This is a genomic window from Bacteroides sp. An269, assembly GCF_002159755.1.
Taxonomy (GTDB): domain Bacteria; phylum Bacteroidota; class Bacteroidia; order Bacteroidales; family Bacteroidaceae; genus Phocaeicola; species Phocaeicola intestinalis.
Genome location: NZ_NFJG01000187.1, coordinates 1 through 4,398, shown reverse-complemented (window position 1 = coordinate 4,398; position 4,398 = coordinate 1). Strand labels below are relative to the sequence as shown.

Below are 4,398 nucleotides of genomic sequence, written 5' to 3'. Positions count from 1 at the left end.
AGGAAGAGCGGCTCGCCTTGCTTCAATCGTATCTGGAGAGCCACGACTATATCACCCGTGCGGAATATGGCGCTTTGACGGGGCTGCTGAAATACAAAGCTTGGCAGGATCTGGACAAATGGGTGAAAGCGCACCTTATCGACATCAAGGGGCGTGCTCCTCACCGGGTGTATGTGAAGCGTAAGGGGCAGGATGACGGGCTTTAGTTTTTCAATATAGCAAGACGCGGTTTCTAGTTATATCATGCGCGGTACAAGTTCGTGTATTTTCTTACCATAGAGGACACTGAGCACTCGGAGGAAAAATTTAAAAGACTCTGTGTGCTGTGTCCTCTGTGGTAAAACAGTTATTTTACACCGGTTTGCTACATAGAGCTTCCTTCAGTTAACATAGACTTTAATAAAGTATGTTTCGAACAGCATCTGGGCTTCCTCCAGTTCTTCGGGTGTATTTTGAGGAACCTTTTTTAATTGGTAATCCAGACCCATTGCTTCGTACTTATGAACGCCTAGTGTGTGGTAAGGCAGGATTTCTACTCGTTCTATCATCCGGTAAGGATGGAAATGGGCTCCTAAATCCTTGATGTCTTCACGAAATGAACTGTAGCCTGGAACTAGCACGTAACGCAACCAGAAGGGCTTTTCGTTAGCTTCCAGCCAGGCAGCCGTTTCCAGCGTTTGGGCATTGCTATGACCGGTCAGCCGGCGATGGCGTATATCATTAAATTCCTTTACATCGAGCAGTACCAGGTCGGTCAGTGTCAGCAGTTCCTTCACATCTTCGTTCCAGATGCTTCCATTTGTGTCCAGACAGATATGAATGCCCTCTTTCTTCAGCATCCGGAACAGAGGTATCAAGTCTTTTGCCTGGATCGTAGGTTCTCCTCCGCTGAAGGTGATGCCGCCTTTCTTGCCGAAAAAAGGTTTTTGATTTGTTGCCATCCGCAAAATGTCTTGGGGATCCGTGGCCTTGCTTTCACCTTGCGGATTGATGGTGTCGGGATTGGCACAATACAAGCACCGGAAGTTGCACCCTTGCAAAAAGACTACCAGACGGATGCCAGGTCCGTCGTAAGTGCCCAACGATTCGTATGAATGTACTTTTATTGCCATTATTATTTTTTACTTTGGACACGGAGACGCACTGGTGTTGAGCTTCTTTGTGGATGATCAGGTCACCTTGTGTCCCGTGTCCAATTGTTAAACTATTTTACATCCGTTCGTGGAAACTGCGTGAGATAACCTCCAACTGGTGCTCGCGGCTTAGCTTGATGAAGTTGACCGCATAGCCCGATACGCGGATGGTGAGTTGCGGGTATTTTTCAGGATGCTCCATCGCGTCTTCCAGCATTTCACGATTCAGCACATTCACGTTCAGGTGGTGTGCCCCTTTTACGAAATATCCGTCCATTAATGTCACCAGGTTTTCAATGCGACTTTCGCGGTCTACACCCAGTGATTTCGGAACGATGGAAAACGTGTTGCTGATACCATCCTGTGAGTCGCGGTAACGTAATTTTGCCACCGAGCTGAGTGATGCTACGGCTCCGTTCTTGTCACGCCCGTGCATCGGGTTCGCTCCAGGGGCGAATGCTACTCCTTTGGCACGTCCGTCAGGGGTGGCGCCTGTTTTCTTGCCGTACATCACATTTGAGGTGATGGTCAGGATGGAGAGTGTCGGCTTGGCGTGTTTGTAGACGGGCAACTTTTTCAGTTCTTCGTCGAAGTAATAAATCAAGTCTACCGCCAAATGGTCCACGCGGTCATCATCGTTCCCGAAGCAGGGGAACTCGCCTTCGATGTCGAAACCTTCGGTCAGTCCGATATCGTTACGGCGTGCTTTTACCTTGGCATATTTGATAGCAGAAAGCGAGTCTACTGCGATTGACATACCGGCCACTCCGTATGCCAGGTTAATTTCCGGGTCGGTGTCAACGAAGGCCATCTGCGCTTTCTCGTAATAATATTTGTCGTGCATGTAATGGATGATGTTCATCGCGTCGTTGTATACGCGCGCCATCTCTTTCAGTACTTTCTTGTAGTTGGCAAGCACTTCCTCGAAATTCAGCTCATCGTTACTTAATACCGGAATATCTTTCACCATCACTGTGCCCGTATTTTCGCAACGTCCGCCGTTGATGGCAAGCAAGAGTGCCTTGGCCAGGTTGCAGCGTGCACCGAAGAATTGGATATGACGGCCGATGTCTTGATACGACACGCAGCAGGCAATACCGTAATCGTCCGAACCGCGCACCTCGCGCATCAGGTCGTCGTTTTCGTACTGGATGGAAGATGTATCGATGGATACTTGTGCGCAGAAATCCTTGAAGCCTTCGGGTAGCTGCGGGCTCCAGAGCACGGTCAGGTTCGGTTCGGGCGAAGGCCCTAGGTTGTACAGTGTCTGTAAGAAGCGGAAGGAGGTCTTTGTCACTTTCACCCGTCCGTCATTGAAGCGTCCGCCGATGGACTCGGTTACCCATGTGGGGTCGCCTGCGAAAATATCAGTGTACGCCTGCATACGTAAGTGGCGCACCATACGGAGTTTGATGACAAATTGGTCAATCAGTTCCTGTGCGTGTGCTTCATCCAATGTTCCGTGAGCAAGGTCATACTCGATGTAGATGTCGAGAAATGATGACACGTTGCCTAGCGACATTGCTGCTCCGTCTTGCTCTTTCACGGCAGCCAGGTAGGCCATATATACCCATTGTACCGCTTCCTGTGCCGTTTCGGCCGGACGGCTCAGATCGAGTCCGTATTGTTCTCCCAGTATCTTTATTTCTTTCAAAGCCTTGATTTGCTCCATCACTTCCTCACGCAAGCGGATGCGCTCATCAGTCATCGGGCTGGTCAGGTGACGCAGGTCGTCCTGCTTCGCTTCTATCAGTCGGTCCAGTCCGTACAAAGCAAGGCGGCGGTAGTCACCAATGATTCGTCCGCGTGCGTAGTTGTCGGGAAGTCCGGTGAGGAATCCCAGCGAGCGGAATGATCGGATTTCTTCAGTATAAGCATCGAATACACCATCGTTGTGCGTCTTGCGGTAATGCGTGAATATATCCTTTACCTTCGGGGCTACTTCCGTTCCGTTTTCGCGGCAAGCTTTCTCTACGACCTTGATGCCTCCGAAGGGCTTGATGGCACGGCGCAGCACCTCGTCGGTCTGCAAGCCGACGATTACTTCATTGTTTTTATCGATGTATCCTGGAGCAAACGACGTGATAGTAGAGACGGTAGACGGATCGAGCGAGCGCACGCCGTTGTTGGCACGTTCTTCGGCAAGTGCTTCCAGACATTTGTTCCATACGGCTTTGGTACGTTCGGTGGGACCGGTCAGGAAAGATGCGTCGCCCACATAAGGAGTAATGTTAGTCTTTACGAAATCGGTAACGTCGACGTGATGATTCCAACGTCCCGGTTTGAAATTCATTGTCATAAGGCAAGAAATAATTAAAATGTGATATACTTGTTTTTCCTAAAAACGGATGCAAAGGTACGGAAAATCCCGATACGGCGCAATACCTGAAAATGGGGATAAGCACATGGAGGGTTGCAGTCCTTTCATTTACACACAGATGGCCCGCTATCTTTCTCATCACACAAACGGAAATGCCTCAAAAATTCACCCCAAATCATCGCACGATAAGTTCGAAACAGTTTCATAATTCTCTTCCTAATTTATCAGGAAGAAAGATTTGGGGATATTTGATGCCTAATCCCGACAGGTCTATTGATGATACATTGCAATATGAACGTTAATTGATTTTGGGGAAGCAGCAGTTTTCTCTTTATTTTTGTATCATTGATTGATCTTTCTATCTTGATTCTGTCTTTTTCTTACCGAGAGGACTATGCGAAAAGTGCAAAAAAAGTGCGTGAAAAGTTTGCACAAGTCAAAAACTCCATCTATCTTTGCACCGCATTTGAGAGAAAATGTGTTTTCAAAAATGACACAAACAAACGGAAGTTTGGGTGAGTGGCTGAAACCAGCAGTTTGCTAAACTGCCGTACGGGTTACCGTACCGGGGGTTCGAATCCCCCAGCTTCCGCTGTAACTACTGGACAGAAATGGACAGTGATAGGATAGGGATCTGCAAATTATTGATTTGTAGGTCTTTTTTTTATGGTCAGAAGTCCTATAGGAAAATGACACTTAGGAACCTTTAATATTTTGTATAGATAAACAGCCCACAAATGCCTTATCACAAGAATGCAACTCATGAGAAACTTTTGGATCTGCTTCCACACAAATGGAAGTTGAAACATCCGGAAAGTATATTGACAAAACAACATGGGTATCTGACAACTAATGCCATATGCAACATATAGGTTCAACAAAATAATAGCGACTGAAACTATTAGGTTCATAGTGACAGTCGCTATTGTTGTATATAAAGGTTTA

At 47.5% G+C, this 4,398-nt stretch carries 2 protein-coding genes, 1 tRNA gene and 1 pseudogene; 2 read left to right on the top strand and 2 right to left on the bottom strand.

Annotation, left to right across the window (positions count from 1 at the left end; translation table 11 throughout):
- Positions 1 to 206: pseudogene (locus B5F71_RS18870) on the top strand (hypothetical protein); the annotation flags it as partial.
- 174 nt (positions 207 to 380) lie between these two features.
- On the opposite strand, the gene pflA reads toward B5F71_RS18870, so the two are convergent.
- Positions 381 to 1,112: a pyruvate formate-lyase-activating protein gene (gene pflA, locus B5F71_RS18865; protein ID WP_087213413.1), complete on the bottom strand. Its 732-nt coding sequence runs from the start codon at positions 1,110 to 1,112 to the stop codon at positions 381 to 383.
- Between the two features lie 97 nt (positions 1,113 to 1,209).
- Complete coding sequence (pflB, locus tag B5F71_RS18860) at positions 1,210 to 3,432, bottom strand: formate C-acetyltransferase (RefSeq protein ID WP_087213410.1); 2,223 nt, start codon at positions 3,430 to 3,432, stop codon at positions 1,210 to 1,212.
- A 526-nt stretch (positions 3,433 to 3,958) separates the two neighbouring features.
- On the opposite strand from pflB, the gene B5F71_RS18855 reads away from it, so the two are divergent.
- Positions 3,959 to 4,045 (top strand) — tRNA-Ser (locus B5F71_RS18855).
- Positions 4,046 to 4,398: the final 353 nt, after the last annotated feature.

Excerpts from the sequence above, each read along its gene's own strand:
- pflA (WP_087213413.1), bottom strand. The coding sequence starts at position 1,112 with ATGGCAATAAAAGTACATTCATACGAATCGTTGGGCACTTACGACGGA.
- pflB (WP_087213410.1), bottom strand. The coding sequence starts at position 3,432 with ATGACAATGAATTTCAAACCGGGACGTTGGAATCATCACGTCGACGTT.